Source organism: Xanthomonas bromi, from assembly GCF_900092025.1.
Lineage (GTDB): Bacteria > Pseudomonadota > Gammaproteobacteria > Xanthomonadales > Xanthomonadaceae > Xanthomonas > Xanthomonas bromi.
Genome location: NZ_FLTX01000053.1, coordinates 51033 through 66137 on the forward strand (window position 1 = coordinate 51033; position 15105 = coordinate 66137).

Consider the following 15105-nt stretch of genomic DNA (forward strand, 5'->3'; position numbering starts at 1 on the left):
AGAGCGCTGACCATCGGCGCGCAGCTTCATGGCGCATCGATGCGTGGCAGTCACCGGCCATGCGACTGCAGCGTGACCGTCCTGCATGCCACAGCCGCAACCTCACTCACCGGCCGTGGCGCGCCCATGCGTTGCAGGGCGCATCTGAATCGCTAACCGGCCACCGCTGCGCGCCACTTGTATCGCGGCGTGGTTCGGTCAGAATGCCGCGCTCTCCACGCGATTTCGCCGCGCCAGGCCCGGCATTCCATGGCACACCCCTGCCTTACCTGCGGCGCCTGCTGCGCCTATTTCCGCGTCAGTTTTCACTGGAGCGAAGCCGACCCCGCATTGGGCGGCAGGGTGCCGATCGAACTGACCGACTCCTTGCGCACGCACGAGCGCGTCATGCGCGGCACCTCGCAATCGCAGCCGCGCTGCATCGCCCTGGATGCGGACATCGGCCGCTACAGCCGCTGCAGCATCCACGACCGCCGCCCCTCGTCCTGCGCTGCGGTGCCAGCCTCGCTGGAATTCGGCGAGCGTAGTGCGCAATGCGATAAGTCGCGCTTGGCGCATGGCCTGCACGCACTGACCGACGCCGATTGGGTGGGCGTGGACGATGCGCAACGCAACCCGTTGCCGCCGGTGTAGCGCAGCACGTGTGGATTGCTGGCAACAACGTCGTCAGACACGTTGCCGGTATTACTGCTACATCGGACGCCAATGCAGTCACGTCAGTGCTCGAGTGCCGTGCACCAATGCGCATCCGCCCTCTGCTGCCGGTGAGGCGTTACAGCGGATTGCGCTCCAGAAACGCGCGAATCTCCGGTACCAGCACCTCGTGCTTGTCTTCCAGCACGTAATGATTGGCATCGTCGAATGCGGTCACTTCTGCGTTCGGCAATGCGCGACGAAACCCCGCCAGAAAGTGCTTGTCGAAGCAGACATCGCGCAGACCCCAGGCGATAAAGGCCGGGCGATCCGCGAACGAAGGTAGCGCCTGCGCCGAGCGTTCCAGCAACGACCAGCCCTTATCGGCCGGCGACAGCGGAATGTCCTGCATGAAGCGAATGGTGGAGATGCGGTTGCGCCAATTGTTGTATGGCGCCACATACGCGCGACGCACGGCGGCCGGCATCCGTCGCGATACGCCAAACCAGGATGCGCCGGACGAAAACGCATTGAAGGTGCGGATAAACCACTCGCCCGGCCGCCAGTGCCGGCCCATCGCGATCTGCCACGGCATCGGTTTCTCCGGCGGCAGCGGAAACGCAGCGGTGTTGGTGATCACCAGACGCTTGACCTGCGCGTGATGCGACAGCGCCCAGCCGAACCCGATCATGCCGCCCCAATCGTGCACCGCCAGCGTGACCGGACCGGTGATGCCCAGATGCCGCAGCAGCGTATCCAGATCGTCCACGCGCGATTGCAAAGTGTAGTCATAGCGCGGCTGCGCATCGGGCGAATCGTCCGGCTTGTCGGACAAGCCCATGCCGATATGGTCGGGCACGATGCAGCGGTAGCGATCGGACAGGTCGCTCACCAGATGCCGCCACAGATAACTCCACGATGGATTGCCATGCAGCATCACGACCACTTCGCCATCGCGTGGACCTTCGTCCAGATACGACATCGCAACGCCGGGACGCACCTCAAGGCGCTTGGGAGTAAAGGGATAGCCGGGGTAGTTCATGAAAAACGTATCCGATGTGTTTCAAGAGGGTCTGCACGGCTCAGACGCTGACCTGGCACATGTACAGCAACGGCTTCGCGCATGTCGGCAAGCTCCAGCAAGACAGGCGATGCAAGCTCGCTACTTTGCTTACTCGGCATCAGTGCTGAACTCTTTGTGGCAACGTATACCGCTGCGCTGCGCGCGCATTGTCGGACAACAGGCGCAGATACGCCGGATGCAGGAACAATTTCTCTTTCCCCATGCGCTGCTCGTGCAGTACGCCGATATCCACCAAGTCGCGAAGATAACGCACCGCAGTTTCGCGCTTGGCGATACCGGCATCCACGACGTTTTGAATGCGGCAGTAAGGCTGGCTGAAAAGCACATCCACCAGTTCGCGGCTGTAGGTTTTCGGACGCTCTGCACGAACCCAATCACATGCATGCTCATGCAGTTGGCGAATGGCCTCAATCTTGGCGCCGGTCCAGCGTGCGGTATCGGCAATCGCATCCAGCATGTAAGCAACCCATTCGGCCCATGCGCCGTCGCGCGTGACGGCCAGCAGCAAGCGGTAGTAATCCGCCTTGCGTTCGATGATGTAGCGCGACAGGTACAGCACAGGTTGGTCCAGCAGATCCTGCTCGACCAGCATCAAGAGATTGAGCACACGTCCAGTACGCCCATTGCCGTCGGTGAACGGATGGATAGCCTCGAATTGATAGTGCGCCACTGCCATGCGAATCAATGGATCGATCTCGGGCGCCTCATGGATGAAGCGCTCCCAATTGGCCAGCTTTTCGCGTAACACCGCCTCGCCGACTGGGGGCGTATAGATCACGTCACCGGTCTGCTGATTGGCCAATGCCGTGCCAGGTACACGCCGCACCTGCATTTCTGCATTCTTGATGCGAGTGCACACGATCTCTGCTGTGCGGGTGGAGAGCGGGCGCGTACGCAGCGAAATAAAGCCCTCCTGCAACGCGGTGCGATAGCGCAAGGCTTCTCGCGTTGCTGGATTGGCAGCGTCTTGATGCTCGGCGTAGCGAAACAGCTCATCCGTGGTGGTGACGATGTTCTCGATCTCCGAACTCGCCTGTGCTTCTAGGATAGGAATGGTATTGATCAACACGGCCGGGTTTGGCAAATGTCCGGTGGCCTGGCGAAGCGATGCCAATGCCTTGTGCGCCTCAATACACGCCTTCAGCAACCCCCGGGTTTCAAGCTCCACCGCAGGCGGCAACGGAGGCAGCTCGTTATACGGACGCTGGGGATCCATGCGATGCGCTCATGTCGACGGAATCGACATGATGCCAGCGTCATGTCGAAAAAACTGGAATCTCATACCTGGCGAGACTGCCGTGAGCGCAGTCAGTGCCTGGAGCGGGATGAAACGTGGCGACCGCTCGCCAGAAAGCGGCCATCCCATCTCTGGGATGGCCGTGCGGTTCACCAAACCACTTCCGCCATCGAGCAGTTCAGCCCCGACCCGATGCCCAGCAGCGCGATCCGGTCGCCCTTCTTCAGGCGGCCCAGTTCCTTGAGCTTGCTCAGAACGATCGGCACCGAGGCCGGGCCGATGTTGCCGTGCTCGCCGAAGATGGTCATGACCTTGGCCGGGTCGATGCCGAAGGACTTCACGAACGCGGCGGTGTGCGGACGGCTGACCTGGTGGATGACGAACTGGTCCAGCTCGTCCACCGCCCAGCCCAGCACCTGCTTGGCGGCAACGAAGGTCTTCTGGGCCAGCTTGATGCCTTCGATCAGCAGCAGGCGGGTGTCGGTGACCATGCGGTCCAGGTTGCCGCGGCACAGCTTGTTCCACTCGGTGGCCGAGCGGGTCACGCCGCCTTTGTAGCGGGGCGCGTCGGGCACCAGCTCGGTGCGCGCCATCACCATGGCTGCTGCACCGCACCCCAGGGTCAGTGCGGCGAGTTCGTTGCGGAACTCCTCTTCGGTGACGTCCGGGGAGGTCATGCGCTCCAGGGTCTTTTCGTACACCAGGTTGGCGGTTTCGCCATCGACGACCAAGGCGTAGTCGATCTCGCCGCGCTCAAGCATGCGTGCAGCGATATCCATGCCGTTGATGAAGGCAAGGCAGGCGTTGGCCACGTCGAAGGTGACGCAGTGGTCGCCCACGCCCAGGTTGCCGGACACGATGGAGGCCGTGGACGGCTCCAGGTAATCTCGGCTCACCGAGGTATTGACCAGCAGGCCGATCTTCTCGATGCCGATACCGGCATCGATCAGCGCCTTGCGCGCGGCCTGGGTGGCGGCGTCCGATGCCTGGACATCCTGGTCCCACAAGCGCCGTGCATGGATACCGGCAACGTCGCCCAACACGTCGGTCTTGATGCCGAGGCGGTCGTAGGTCGGTTGCAGGCGCTCGTTGATTTCCTTGGAAGTCAGCGTGTGCGGCGCATCAATATGCGCCAGTCCCGCGATGGAGACATTCTGGAAGAGCATCGAAGTAGCGCCATGGCGTCAGGCGAGGGGGCGCTAGTCTAGCCGCTGGCTGGTTTTACCGCATCTTTACATTTGAATGACGCCCGCCCCAGCCCAACGGTTCAGCGCGGCGGGCAGCGGAAGGCGCTGAAGCGCTGGCTTCCGTCGGCCGGTTGGCCCTGCGCCTGCACGGTGTTGGCGTTGGCGCCCGGCGCCTCGTTACGGGCCAGGGTTTCCAGTTCTTCCTGCACGCGCAGCGGGTTGCGGTTGTAGAAACCGACCTTGCTCTTGACCGTCACCACCACTTCGCCCTGCTGCTGACACCCCGCCGGCACCGGGCCTGCAGGCAGCACCTGCACGCTTTTGCCGCTTTGCTCGATCGGCACCCAGGTGCAGGCCGCGGTGGTGGTGGCAACCAGAACAGACAGCATCAGCACGCGCATAAGTCATCCACACCTAAAAGGGCAAAGCCGGATTGTGCCGCAGTTGCCTGCCGGCAATCCGACGCGCAGCGGTACCAGCAATACGCCCATTCAGCGCACTGAACCACTCTTGTGCTTGAACGCAGAGACCGCTTGGCGGCGATGTCCGCCGTCCTGTGGCGCGTCCGGGTGTCCGGACGCGGACACTTTTACGAGCCTAAAAACTCTTTAGAAACAACGCTCTTTCGTTGACACACCGTTTGCTCTGGTGTTTCTCGCAGCCATTGCCACACCTGAAAATGACTTTTTGCTGAATAAAACAAAAAGCACCACGAAAGTTCTTGCTCGTAGCGAGACGGTGTAATACATTACTACCACACTACTTGCAAACAACACCGAGAGACTCCGTCATGAACACCCAGACTCTCCGCATCGCCCTCTCCACCGCCCTGTTCGCAGGCGCCACCCTGGCCGGGTTTGCCCAGGCCGCCAACCTGACTACCTTGGAGACCGTCCAGGTGCGCCCGGCCGCCGACCAGATCGCCCAGCAGACGCTGGAGCGCAACAGCGACATCCGCACCCTGGCCGCCGTACAGGTGCGTCCGTCGGCCGAGCAGTTGGCGGATCTGACAGCCGAACAGGCCGGCCCGCGTATCGTCACCCTGGCGGCGGTGCAGGTGCGTCCTTCGGCCGAACAGCGCGCCGACCTCGTCGTGCGCAGCGCCGCCGCCAGCGCACAGACCGCCTCCAGCCAGGCAGCTGGCGCCATCGGCGCGCTGATGGGCCGGGTCCTCGTGAACCTGCCGGCACCGACGCTGCAGCCCTCGCCGGCCGAGATGGAAGCGCTGGTCAACGCTGCCATCCGCCTTTAAGCACGCGCGCAGCTACACTTGCGCGCATGTCAGCACCCGTCCTCGATGTCATCCTGTTTCAGCCCGAAATTCCGCCCAATACGGGCAATGTGATTCGCTTGTGCGCCAACACCGGCGCGCGCCTGCACCTGATCGAGCCGCTCGGTTTCGACCTCAGCGACAAGCAACTCAAGCGCGCCGGCCTGGACTATCACGAATACGCACCGCTCAAGGTGCACGCCGACCTGCCCAGCGCACTGGCCGCGATCGCGCCCAGGCGCGTGTTTGCACTGAGCACCCGCAGTACGGTGCGCTACGACACACCGCAATTTGCCGATGGCGATGCGTTTTTGTTCGGTCCGGAAACCCGCGGCCTGCCAGCCGAGGTGCTGGAGTCGATTCCGCCGCAGCACCGGCTCCGTCTGCCGATGCGCCCGGACAACCGCAGCCTCAATCTGTCCAACACCGTCGCAGTGATGGTGTTCGAAGCCTGGCGGCAATGGAATTTCGCTGGCGGTCAGTAGCCACGCTTGCACACAACGACACGCCATTGCGCACGCGTTACCTGCAGCCGCATCGGCCACGCGTTCCTTGAGATCTGAATAAGGCGAGCAGCCGTCTGACGATCACTCGCGCTCTAGGCTGGCCGCCCCTGGCCGAGAGCCGGACACACCGCATCGACCAGTCGTCGTCGGAGCGATCATGCCTGCCGCGCTAGCTGCACGTTCAATGCGTGCCCTCCTCTGCCATCGCTCGACGTTGCACACAGCGCGCGTGGGCATTCTCGCCGGCGCATTGCCGTGGATCCGATGCCAGCGGCAACGGACCTCAATCGATACGCACACGCTTGCGCGCACTGCCCAGCAATTACGCCGCAGCCGGCACGGCGGTCGCCGCCTGCAACATGCCGCGACAGCCGGACCACAAGGCCACCGCCAGCAACGCAATCGCGCCCAACACCAAAAACGCAACGCGGTAACCGAAGGCATGCGCCAGCCAACCACCGAACGCCGGGCTCAGCGACGCTCCGATGCCCTGCACCGTCATCACCGCACCCTGGCCGACATTCACGCGCCCGGTGCCTTGCAACAACCGCGCGACCAGTGCCGGCACCACCACGCTTTGCAGGCCTGCGCCGAGCCCATCGAGGATCTGTACTGGAAACACACCCCAGCCATGGATCACCGATGCCGCCACCAGCGCGCGCAATGGCAGGGCCATGAACGCCACCAGCAATACCCACCAATGCCCATGGACGCGGATCCAGCGCATCGCCAGGAGCGCGACCACGACCATCGTGGCCTGTGCCACCACGATGGTCGTGGCGGTCAACGCACTTGGGTCGCCCGCATGCGCCGCCACGATCGCCATGCCGTAGAGCGGCAGCATCGCCGCATTGCCCAGATGGAACAGCCCCAGCGTGACCGCCAGCAGCGCCAGCGGGCGGCAGGTCAGCAGCACGCGCCAGCCACTGAGCGTATCGCCACTGTTGTTGGTTGCCAGACCGCGTGCTGCCCGGTGGTCGATGGCCGCGGCCGGAATCGCCAGCACGGCCACCAGCGCCAGCGCGCCGAAGAATGCGGTGAGCAAAAACACCGCAGAAAACCCGTAGTGCCATCCCAACCAGCCGGCCAGCACCGCCGCCAGCACGTTGCCGGCATGGTTGGCTACCTGGTTGCGCGCCAGTTGATGGTCGAAGCCGCGCGCGTGCACCAACCCCAAGGTGATCCCGGTCAAGGCCGGGCCGATGCCGGCGGCCGCCAACGCCGAGGCGATCTGCGCGGCAACCACGCCGGAGGAGGTGGGCTGCAGCCAGATCAACGCGGTGGCAAGCAGGATCGCCAGGCAACCGATCGCCACCACGGCGCGTTTGCGCCGGGTGGCATCGACCAGCGCGCCGGCCGGCGTGGTGGCAAGCATGCCGGCAATGCCGCCCACGCTCATCACCGTGCCGATCGCCGCCACCGACCAGCCTTTGGATTGCAGAAATACGCTGAGGAATGGACCTAGCCCGTCCTGCACATCGGCCACGCTGAAGTGCAGTGCTTCCAGCGCGCGGGTACCGCGTGGCCTGGCCTTGGTCATCGGCATGGCAATGCTCCGCTGCCAGTTGCAACGCCAGCGCGCACCTCGGCGCACGTGGCAAACCAGAGGCCGAGCATCTCAACCGCGCGCGGTGGCCGCATGTCCGGCTCCTAGTGTTTGGGCTTGGGCTTGGGTTTGTGCGCGGGACCGTGCGGCGGATGCTCGATCTGCTTCAGCGTCGCCGCCTTGCCGCCCAAGGCATGGGCATGGATCAGCACACCGTGCGGCGTGGCCTTGGTATCGCCTTCGGCCACCAGCGGCTTGCCGACTACCAGCAGTTTGGCGAAATCGCCACCGGCATGCGGCGGGAACCGCACCGTCACCGCATCGTCCAGCAGCACGCCATGCACCTGCCCGTGCGGACCGTGCAGCAGCCGGGTGATGGTGCCACTGTGCTGGGTCACTTCCGGCTTGGGCGGTTTGCCGGGCGGCTTGGGTTTGGGCTTGGCGTGCGGCCCATGCGGGCCCTCATCGAGAATGCGCTTGCCGCCTTCCGGATCGATCGCCAGCGCCACCAGCATGTCCACGTCGCGTGGCTTGAGGCCACGCACGGTGAGCGCGCTGCCAGGCTTGAGCGCCTTCAGCAGCACAGCCGACAGGTGCGGCGGCGTATGCACTTCGGTGCCATCGGTAAGCAGCAGACCATCGATATCGGCCTTGGGATTGAGCAGGAAACGGGCCAGGGTGCCGCGGGTAGCGGGAAGGAAATCAGGGTCGACCCAATACATGGTGTTACTCCGAAAAAGGACCGGCACTGCCGGTCAAGCCGCTGGCCACGCGGGGGCGTGGCCAGCGGAGGAAACCAACGAACAAGACACGTGCAAGTGCGACTTAACGACCGGCCGGCGGGACCGGAGCGCCCGGCGGCGGCGGCAGCGGGCCATCCGGACGCGGGGCGGTGAACAGCGTACGCAGCGAGGTGCGGTCGCGCCCCAGCTGGGTGGCCTCGATCGCACGGCCGTCCGGAGTGGCCACGCCGAAGCCGCTAGCGCTCAGCGGGGCGCCCACGCGGAGCAGATCGGCGAACTGCAGCGCCAGATGCGGCGGCATCCGCACCACCGTGCCATCGCTGACCAACGCACCATTGACCTCGCCGGCAGGCCCATAGACCAGGCGCCGGATCGTGCCATCGGACTGCAGCGGGGTCAGCTGACCGGGGGTCGGCGGGGGCGGCGGCGCCGCGCCGAAGGTGGGCGGGCGATCGACCACCTCGCGGCCGCTACGGCCGGAGCGGATCGAACTGACCTGCAGCACCGGCAGATTGCCCAGACGGAAGCCCTGCACAACCACGTTGTCGCCGGCACGCACCGCCGCCCTTACCTCGGTGGACAGATGCGGGGGAAATCCAACCTGGGTGCCGTCGCGCAGCCACAGGCCGTCGACGTCGCCATTGGGATTGAGCATGAAGCGCTCGACGGTACCGCTCACGCTCACCGGGGTGGCGGCGACGGGGGGCGGCGGGGCCGGCGGGCCGCCGATCGGACCATTGGGCGCCGGCGGCGGCGGCGGGGCGGCGACTTGGGCGGCGGCGGCGCCGATGGTGCAAGCCAGGGCAATTGCAAGAACGGTCTGACGCATCATGGGGATGTCTCCAGCGCGGCGGGAAGGGGCCGCGTACCAGAGACAAAGCAGTAATCGTGCCAATCTCTAAGTAATTGTTTTAATGGAATTTTCATAGCCGATTGTCGGGATGAAGGCGTCTGCATTTCATCCACCTTGTCCGCTTTGGGGACACCTGCACCGGTTTCTGCAGTCGATGCGTGCGCGATCGTCACAGGCCGTATTCCTCCAGCTTGCGATAGAGCAGTTGCCGGTGGATCCCAAGCCGACGCGCGGCCTCGGCGCGATTGCCCTGGCTCTGTTCCAGGGCGGACTGGATCATCTGTTTTTCCAGCCGCGCCACCGCTTCGGGCAGTGTCCCGGTCAACTCGGACGCCACCGCGGACGGCGACTCGCTGGTCTCGGCCAGCGCCTCGTCCAGATCCGCGGCATCGATGCTGGCACCCCGCACCAGCACCTGACTGCGTTGCATGACGTTGCGCAACTCGCGCACGTTGCCAGGCCAGCGGTGCGCGAGCAGGCGGTCCTGCGCAGCCGGCGACAAACCTTGCGCATGCGCTGCATTGGTGCTCAGGAAGTGCTGCGCCAGCAGCAGGATGTCCTGGCCGCGCTCACGTAATGGCGGCAATTCGATCGGCACCACATTGAGCCGGTAACGCAGATCGCTGCGAAAGCGCCCGTCGACCACGCAGGCGGCCAGGTCGCGGTGGGTGGCGGCCAGCACCCGCACATCCACCTTCTGCGGGCCGCTGCCACCCAAGGGCGTCACCTCGCCTTCCTGCAGAAAGCGCAGCAGCTTGGCTTGCATCGGCAACGGCATATCGCCGATTTCATCCAGAAACAGCGTGCCGCCATCGGCTTCGCGAATCAGACCAAGCCGGTCGCCGCTGGCACCGGAAAACGCGCCCTTGCGGTGGCCGAACAGCTCGCTCTCCATCAACTCCAGCGGAATGGCCGCACAGTTGACCGCAACGAACGGCGCGCTCGCACGCGGACTGGCGCGATGCAGCGCACGTGCGGCCAACTCCTTGCCGGTGCCGGTTTCCCCGGTGATCAGCACCGGGAGATCCGACGCCGCCGCCAGCCCGATGCGCTTGTGCACCGTGCGCATGGCCGGGCTGTGTCCGACCAACGCATCGTCGTCCTCGACCGGCGCGTCTGCCCCGCCGGCCTGCACGGCGGCCTCGTCGGCGCGACTCAGCAGCGCGCGCTGCACCACCTCGACGATGTCGGCGCGGCCCACCGGCTTGACCAGATGATCGAAGGCGCCGAGCGTCATCGCCTCGATGGTGTTGCCGCTGGACACATGCGCGGTCAGCATCACCAGCGGCACCTGACGCGCCTGCGCATCGTCCAGGCGCGCACGCAGCACTGCGATGCCATCCATGCCGGGCATGCGGAAATCCACGAACGCCATGTCGATCCCGCCTTCGCTCAACCGAGCGAGTCCGTCCGGCCCGTTGTTGGCCGCAACCACCGTGTGCCCGAGCGAGCGCAAGGTGGCCTGCAAGGTCGTGCGAAACGCCGCATCGTCGTCGATGATCAGGATGCGCGCCATGGCACCTCCAGAATGAAATGGGTCAGCCCGTCGGCATGCGCGTAGCGCGCTTGACCACCGTGTGCGCGCGCGATCTCGCGCACCAGCGCCAGCCCCAGGCCATTACCGTCAGTGCGGCCACTGACAAACGGTTCGAACAGGTGCGCAGCGATCGGTTCGGGGATTGCCGCGCCGCGGTTGGAGACCTGCAGTTGCAGCGTGCCCTCCACATCGGCCGCGCGTAGCGTGACCTCGCTGCCTGGATCGGCATGCTGCACGGCATTGCGCAACAGGTTGTGCACCGCACGCCCCAGTTGTTGCGGATCCAGGGTCCAGCACAACGGCGCAGCCGGCAGCAGCAAGCGGGGCGGCGGCGTGTCCGGCGACGCCGGGCTCGGCTCCAGCAGCGTCGCCAGCCAGTCCTGCACGACCACGGTCTCCAGTTGCAGGCGGATCGGCTGCACCATGCCGAGCAGGCTCTCGACCACGCCATCCAGGCGACGGATCTGCCCCAGCATCAACTCGCCATGCGCCGCATCGTCCGGCGTCGCATCACGGCGCGCGATCTCGTTTTCCAGCGCCAAGCGCATCGTGGCGATCGGGTTGCGGATTTCATGCGCCACGGTGGCCGTCATGCGCCCGAGTGCAGCAAGCCGCTCGTGTCGCGATAGCTCGTCGGCCAGACGGCGTGTCTGCGCCAGCGCCTGCGCGTTGCGCTGCGCATAGTCGTTGACCGCCGCGCCCAGCCGATCCAGTTCCGGCGTCCCGGTCGGCGGGATATGCGGGGTCTCGGTGTCGGCGGCCAGCGCCTGCTGGATGCGGTGCAGGCGCTGGCTCCAGCGCCGCACCAGCACGCCCAGCGCAATCGCCGACATCGCCACCATCGCGAAGATCAACAGCATGCCGACAACCAGCGGCCGCCAGGCATCGGCCTTGCTGGCCGGCACCCGCGTCATCGTCCATGCCGCGCTGTTGGAGGCCAGCGGGCAGGCGCTGATCAGCAGCACCTCGCGGCGGCCGGTGCGACGGTACTGCGCGGCTTTCTTCTCGCTCACGCTCTGTCGCGCCGTACTGACGATATTGATCCATTCTGCGGCCGGAATATCGGTCTTGTGGTCGCTCCCGTCGTAGGTCGGGTACGCGTATGCAACGAAGCCCTTGTGCAGATCCCAGACCCCACCTTCGACCCCTGGCGCATCGGCCAGCACCAGGTGCACCACCACCGCTGCCAGGCCCACGCCATCGTCGCCGGTACGCGCCGCCTCGCTTGCCCCGGCATAGCGTTGCACGATGCGCGCACACTGACCGCTCAATTGCTGCCGCGCCTCCTCCAGCCGCACGCCTTGGGTCTGCTGGTACAAGCCATACAACATGGTGGCGACGCCCAAGCAGGCGGCGACGATCACCATCCAGATCAGCAACAGTTGCCGTAGCAGCGAACGGGGCATGGGCGAAGCGGCCTGAAGAGATGAACCAGTGTGCGTGAGTGCAACTGAATTAGAGCGGCTCACAAAAACGTCGCGAGCGTTCATCAAGTGTGTGCGGGCGGCGACAGGAATCGGCGTGTGCAAGTGGCACATGCCGATTCCGAGCACCGACCGCGCCTGCCTGGCGGATGCGCAATCGTTTTGTTCGATGCGCCTAACGCAGGTTGGTCTTGACCAGCTCGATCACCTGATCTCCACGCCCGCTCATCACTGCCTTGAGCAAATACAGGCCCATGCCCTTGGCCTGTTCGAGCTTGATCGCCGGCGGCACGGCCAGTTCCTGCGTGGCGATGCGCACATCCACCAGCGCCGGGCCCGAATGCGCAAAGGCTTGCCGCAACGCACGTTCCAGCTGCGAAGACGTATCGACGCGAATTCCGAGGATGCCCATCGCAGTGCTCATCGCCGCAAAGTCCGGGTTGCGCAGCTCGGTACCGGTCTCCAGGTAACCGGCGGCCTTCATCTCCATCGCCACGAAACCCAGCGATGCATTGTTGAACACCACTACCTTCACCGGCAGATTCAACTGCGCCAGCGAAATGAAATCGCCCATCAGCATCGCAAAGCCGCCATCGCCCGACAGCGAGATCACCTGCCGTCCCGGGAATGCCGCTTGCGCGCCGAGTGCCTGCGGCATCGCGTTGGCCATCGAGCCGTGATTGAACGAGCCCAACAGACGGCGCTTGCCGTTCATGCGCAAGTAGCGTGCGGCCCAGACCGTGGGCGTGCCGACATCGCAGGTGAACACCGCATCCTGATCGGCAATCTGGCTGATCAGTCGGGTCACGAATTGCGGGTGCAACGGCTCGCCCGGGTCTGCCGGCACCGCCAGATCGTCCAGCCCTTCGCGCGCCTTGCGGTAGTGCGCCAGCGACTTCTCGAGAAAGCCGCGGTCTTCGCGGCGTTGCAGCTGCGGCAGCAGTGCGGCGATGGTCTCGCCCACATCGGCGGCAATGCCCAACTGCACGGGCGTGCGCCGACCCAATGCGCCCGGGTCGCGATCCACCTGCACGATGGTGGCGTCCTTGGGATAGAACTGCCGATACGGGAAGTCCGTGCCCAGCATGAGCAAAGTGTCGCAATTGAGCATCGCGTGGTAGCCGGAACTGAACCCGATCAGGCCGGTCATGCCGACATCGAACGGGTTGTCCCACTCCACGTGTTCCTTGCCGCGCAGCGCATGTACCACCGGTGCACCCAAGGTATCGGCCAGGGCCACCACCGCATCATGCGCGCCAGCGCAGCCACTGCCGCATAACAACGTCACCGCCTTCTTGCTTTGCTGCAAGAGCTCGGCCAACTGCTGTACATCCTCGGCGGCAGGCAGCATGCGCGGCTGACGTAGCGCCGGCCATGCACTGGAGACATGCTTGTCCACATCCAGCAACGCGATATCGCCCGGAATCACCACCACCGCCACGCCTTGCTGCAGGATCGCCGAGCGCATCGCCCGATGCAGCACTTGCGGCAACTGCGCCGGATTGGTCACCAATTCCACGAAGTGGCTGCACTCGCGGAACAGCTCCTGCGGGTGGGTCTCCTGAAAATAGCTCAGCCCGATCTCGGACGAGGGAATATGCGCAGCGATCGCCAGCACCGGCTGGCGGCTGCGATGGCAATCGAACAGCCCGTTGATCAAATGCAGATTGCCAGGCCCGCAACTGCCGGCACACACCGCCAACTGGCCGGTCACCGCCGCATCGGCACCTGCCGCGAATGCGGCGACTTCTTCGTGCCGCACATGCATCCACGCGATGGTCTGCATCCCGCGCAGCGCGTCGGTCAAACCATTGAGGCTGTCGCCGGTCACGCCCCAGAGCCGCTCGACCCCCGCGCTCTGCAGCGTCTCGGCCAGAAAGCGCGCCAATGTTCTCTTCTTCGCCATGATGCAGCTCCACACGTGTAGCAAACAGGCGTGCCATGCTTCCAGTGAGCGTGTCAGGACAATGTGCTTATGCAGCCACTCACCGTAAAACGCAGAAAAACCCGGTCATCTCTGCATCTGTGCACAACCGTCCACCTGTGTGCTACGTAACGGCTAGACCGTCACATTTTGTACGTGCGCGACGTACATCGACAGGCTACCCAAGAAAGCGCAGCTGAATCTGGCGCGATGATTCATCATCTGGTCAGTCTGGAATTCACGTCGCGTTCCATCGAATAACGGAGAATTTACATCTCGGCAGCGAACGGCATCCGCCTCAGCGCCGGCCCAATCAAATAAGTACAGGTATCCGATCATGAAGACTTCTTTGCTGGCCCTCGGCCTTCTCGCAGCTCTGCCGTTTGCGGCTTCCGCTGCTGAAAACCTCTCCTACAACTTCGTCGAAGGCGACTACGTGCGCAGCCCGACCGACGGGCGTGATGCAGATGGTTGGGGCGTGAAAGCCTCCTACGCCGTCGCTCCGAACTTCCACGTGTTCGGCGATTACAGCAAGCAGAACGCCGACGACAACGACAGCGTGTTCGAAAGCTCCAACTCCGACTTCCAGCAGTGGGGCGTGGGTGTGGGCTACAACCACGAAATCGCCACGAGCACCGACTTCGTTGCCCGCGTTGCCTACCGCAAGCTGGACCTGGACACCCCGAACATCAGCTTCGACGGCTACAGCGTGGAAGCCGGTCTGCGTAACGCCTTCGGCGAGCACTTCGAAGTCTATGCCTTGGGTGGCTACGAAGACTTCTCCAAGAAGCGCGGCGTCGACATCGGCAACAACTTCTACGGCCGCCTTGGCGCCCAGGTCAAGTTGAACCAGAACTGGGGCATCAACGGCGATATCCGTATGGATGGCGACGGCAACAAGGAATGGTCGGTCGGCCCGCGCTTCAGCTGGTAAGCCGCACGTTTGACTGCAACGCGACTCTCTCTCCCGCGTTGCATCGGAAGCCTGGTCCCCCCGACCGGGCTTCTTTCTTTTGGGCGATCGGTCCGCAGCGCGCGCGTGCAAAAAACGGCAGTAAGGCGATGCAACGCCTGTGGTCTTCAACAGGGCAATGTGTTGATCGGCTGCAGCCCGCCCGTGCGGCGTGCGATCGTCAGCCAACAAAAAGCCCGGCATCGCCG

At 64.6% G+C, this 15105-nt stretch carries 14 protein-coding genes and 1 other RNA gene; 4 read left to right on the forward strand and 11 right to left on the reverse strand.

The window, feature by feature from the left end:
- Nucleotides 1-249 precede the first annotated feature (249 nt).
- Complete coding sequence (locus XBLMG947_RS16360; RefSeq protein ID WP_065469681.1) at nt 250-633, forward strand: YkgJ family cysteine cluster protein; 384 nt, start codon at nt 250-252, stop codon at nt 631-633.
- A gap of 139 nt (nt 634-772) precedes the next feature.
- Here XBLMG947_RS16360 and XBLMG947_RS16365 read toward each other — a convergent pair whose 3' ends face one another.
- From XBLMG947_RS16365 to XBLMG947_RS16380, 4 genes are all read right to left on the reverse strand, one after another.
- Nucleotides 773-1675, reverse strand: coding sequence for an alpha/beta fold hydrolase (locus XBLMG947_RS16365; protein ID WP_065469682.1), 903 nt, complete (start codon nt 1673-1675; stop codon nt 773-775).
- A 139-nt stretch (nt 1676-1814) separates the two neighbouring features.
- Nucleotides 1815-2933 carry a protein adenylyltransferase Fic gene (fic, locus tag XBLMG947_RS16370; RefSeq protein ID WP_065469683.1) on the reverse strand — a complete coding sequence of 373 codons (1119 nt, stop codon included), beginning with the start codon at nt 2931-2933 and terminating at the stop codon, nt 1815-1817.
- A gap of 170 nt (nt 2934-3103) precedes the next feature.
- Complete coding sequence (locus XBLMG947_RS16375) at nt 3104-4120, reverse strand: 3-oxoacyl-ACP synthase III (RefSeq protein ID WP_065469684.1); 1017 nt, start codon at nt 4118-4120, stop codon at nt 3104-3106.
- Nucleotides 4121-4221: 101 nt separating this feature from the next.
- Nucleotides 4222-4542, reverse strand: a complete 321-nt coding sequence (locus XBLMG947_RS16380; RefSeq protein WP_065469685.1) for a DUF4156 domain-containing protein — start codon at nt 4540-4542, stop codon at nt 4222-4224.
- A 389-nt stretch (nt 4543-4931) separates the two neighbouring features.
- On the opposite strand from XBLMG947_RS16380, the gene XBLMG947_RS16385 reads away from it, so the two are divergent.
- Entirely contained in the window at nt 4932-5393 is a 462-nt protein-coding gene (locus XBLMG947_RS16385; protein ID WP_065469686.1) for an XAC0231 family protein, read from the forward strand.
- 26 nt (nt 5394-5419) lie between these two features.
- The gene (locus tag XBLMG947_RS16390) at nt 5420-5896 is read left to right on the forward strand and encodes a tRNA (cytidine(34)-2'-O)-methyltransferase (RefSeq protein WP_065469687.1); all 477 of its coding nucleotides are present in this window, start codon (nt 5420-5422) and stop codon (nt 5894-5896) included.
- A gap of 343 nt (nt 5897-6239) precedes the next feature.
- Here XBLMG947_RS16390 and XBLMG947_RS16395 read toward each other — a convergent pair whose 3' ends face one another.
- From XBLMG947_RS16395 to poxB, 7 genes are all read right to left on the reverse strand, one after another.
- Complete coding sequence (locus XBLMG947_RS16395; protein WP_065469688.1) at nt 6240-7463, reverse strand: MFS transporter; 1224 nt, start codon at nt 7461-7463, stop codon at nt 6240-6242.
- Between the two features lie 104 nt (nt 7464-7567).
- Nucleotides 7568-8185: a hypothetical protein gene (locus XBLMG947_RS16400; RefSeq protein ID WP_065469689.1), complete on the reverse strand. Its 618-nt coding sequence runs from the start codon at nt 8183-8185 to the stop codon at nt 7568-7570.
- Nucleotides 8186-8288: 103 nt separating this feature from the next.
- Nucleotides 8289-9038, reverse strand: coding sequence for a hypothetical protein (locus tag XBLMG947_RS16405; protein WP_065469690.1), 750 nt, complete (start codon nt 9036-9038; stop codon nt 8289-8291).
- Nucleotides 9039-9228: 190 nt separating this feature from the next.
- Entirely contained in the window at nt 9229-10575 is a 1347-nt protein-coding gene (locus XBLMG947_RS16410) for a sigma-54-dependent transcriptional regulator (protein WP_065469691.1), read from the reverse strand.
- Nucleotides 10560-12002 carry a sensor histidine kinase gene (locus XBLMG947_RS16415; protein WP_065469692.1) on the reverse strand — a complete coding sequence of 481 codons (1443 nt, stop codon included), beginning with the start codon at nt 12000-12002 and terminating at the stop codon, nt 10560-10562. The genes XBLMG947_RS16410 and XBLMG947_RS16415 overlap by 16 nt, the downstream gene beginning before the upstream one ends.
- Nucleotides 12003-12058: 56 nt before the next feature.
- Nucleotides 12059-12134, reverse strand: a non-coding RNA gene (locus XBLMG947_RS16420) — sX9 sRNA.
- 61 nt (nt 12135-12195) lie between these two features.
- On the reverse strand, nt 12196-13926 hold the full coding sequence (gene poxB / locus XBLMG947_RS16425; RefSeq protein WP_065469693.1) for a ubiquinone-dependent pyruvate dehydrogenase: 1731 nt from the start codon (nt 13924-13926) through the stop codon (nt 12196-12198).
- 355 nt (nt 13927-14281) lie between these two features.
- Here poxB and XBLMG947_RS16435 point away from each other — a divergent pair, with 355 nt between their 5' ends.
- The gene (locus XBLMG947_RS16435; RefSeq protein ID WP_065469695.1) at nt 14282-14878 is read left to right on the forward strand and encodes an OmpO family porin; all 597 of its coding nucleotides are present in this window, start codon (nt 14282-14284) and stop codon (nt 14876-14878) included.
- Nucleotides 14879-15105: the final 227 nt, after the last annotated feature.

Excerpts from the sequence above, each read along its gene's own strand:
- XBLMG947_RS16360 (WP_065469681.1), top strand. The coding sequence starts at position 250 with ATGGCACACCCCTGCCTTACCTGCGGCGCCTGCTGCGCCTATTTCCGC.
- XBLMG947_RS16365 (WP_065469682.1), bottom strand. The coding sequence starts at position 1,675 with ATGAACTACCCCGGCTATCCCTTTACTCCCAAGCGCCTTGAGGTGCGT.
- fic (WP_065469683.1), bottom strand. The coding sequence starts at position 2,933 with ATGGATCCCCAGCGTCCGTATAACGAGCTGCCTCCGTTGCCGCCTGCG.
- XBLMG947_RS16375 (WP_065469684.1), bottom strand. The coding sequence starts at position 4,120 with ATGCTCTTCCAGAATGTCTCCATCGCGGGACTGGCGCATATTGATGCG.
- XBLMG947_RS16380 (WP_065469685.1), bottom strand. The coding sequence starts at position 4,542 with ATGCGCGTGCTGATGCTGTCTGTTCTGGTTGCCACCACCACCGCGGCC.
- XBLMG947_RS16385 (WP_065469686.1), top strand. The coding sequence starts at position 4,932 with ATGAACACCCAGACTCTCCGCATCGCCCTCTCCACCGCCCTGTTCGCA.
- XBLMG947_RS16390 (WP_065469687.1), top strand. The coding sequence starts at position 5,420 with ATGTCAGCACCCGTCCTCGATGTCATCCTGTTTCAGCCCGAAATTCCG.
- XBLMG947_RS16395 (WP_065469688.1), bottom strand. The coding sequence starts at position 7,463 with ATGCCGATGACCAAGGCCAGGCCACGCGGTACCCGCGCGCTGGAAGCA.
- XBLMG947_RS16400 (WP_065469689.1), bottom strand. The coding sequence starts at position 8,185 with ATGTATTGGGTCGACCCTGATTTCCTTCCCGCTACCCGCGGCACCCTG.
- XBLMG947_RS16405 (WP_065469690.1), bottom strand. The coding sequence starts at position 9,038 with ATGATGCGTCAGACCGTTCTTGCAATTGCCCTGGCTTGCACCATCGGC.
- XBLMG947_RS16410 (WP_065469691.1), bottom strand. The coding sequence starts at position 10,575 with ATGGCGCGCATCCTGATCATCGACGACGATGCGGCGTTTCGCACGACC.
- XBLMG947_RS16415 (WP_065469692.1), bottom strand. The coding sequence starts at position 12,002 with ATGCCCCGTTCGCTGCTACGGCAACTGTTGCTGATCTGGATGGTGATC.
- poxB (WP_065469693.1), bottom strand. The coding sequence starts at position 13,926 with ATGGCGAAGAAGAGAACATTGGCGCGCTTTCTGGCCGAGACGCTGCAG.
- XBLMG947_RS16435 (WP_065469695.1), top strand. The coding sequence starts at position 14,282 with ATGAAGACTTCTTTGCTGGCCCTCGGCCTTCTCGCAGCTCTGCCGTTT.